Source organism: Geodermatophilus sp. CPCC 205506, assembly GCF_051383635.1.
Lineage (GTDB): Bacteria > Actinomycetota > Actinomycetes > Mycobacteriales > Geodermatophilaceae > Geodermatophilus.
The window spans coordinates 1-714 of the sequence record NZ_JALPKP010000126.1 but is presented as its reverse complement, the minus strand read 5'-3'; the positions used below and the strand labels follow the sequence as shown (position 1 = coordinate 714).

At 69.6% G+C, this 714-nt stretch carries 1 protein-coding gene; it reads right to left on the bottom strand.

Annotated features, from left to right (window positions below; translation table 11 throughout):
* Window positions 1–42 precede the first annotated feature (42 nt).
* A partial coding sequence (locus MY520_RS27920; RefSeq protein WP_436695955.1) for an aldehyde dehydrogenase family protein occupies window positions 43–714 on the bottom strand: 672 nt, incomplete at its 5' end.

Genomic DNA, 714 nt, shown 5'->3' with positions numbered 1-714 from the left:
GGGGCAGAAATGGCCATTTCTGCCCCTCGGGGCCGCCTGCGGTCAGGAGTCGATGTTGGCCATGACGTGCTTGATGCGGGTGTAGTCCTCGAATCCGTACAGCGACAGGTCCTTGCCGTAGCCGGAGTGCTTGAAGCCGCCGTGGGGCATCTCGGCGACCAGCGGGATGTGGGTGTTGATCCAGACGCAGCCGAAGTCGAGTTTCTTGCTCATCCGCATGGCGCGGCCGAAGTCGCGGGTCCAGACGCTGGAGGCCAGGCCGTACTGGACGCCGTTGGCCCAGGCCAGGGCCTGGTCCTCGTCGGGAAAGCGTTGGACGGTGATGACCGGGCCGAAGATCTCGCGCTGGACCATCTCGTCGTCCTGGTGCAGGCCGGCGACGACGGTGGGTTCGAGGAAGAAGCCGCGGTCGCCCTGGCGGTGTCCGCCGGTGGTGATCCGGGCGTGGTCGGGGGTGCGGTTGAGGAAGCCGGTGACGTGGGCGAGCTGGGTGGCGTTGTTGACCGGGGGGACGAGGGCGTCGGCGTCGCCGGCGCCGTGGGCGTAGGTGGTGGAGGTGTTCTCGGCCTGGGCGGTGAGGGCGGCGACGAAGTCGTCGTGGATGCCGGGTCCGGCCAGCACGCGGGTGGCGGCGGTGCAGTCCTGGCCGGCGTTGAAGTAGCCGGCCACGGCGATCGCCTCGGCGGCGGCCTCGAGGTCGGCGTCGTCGAAGAC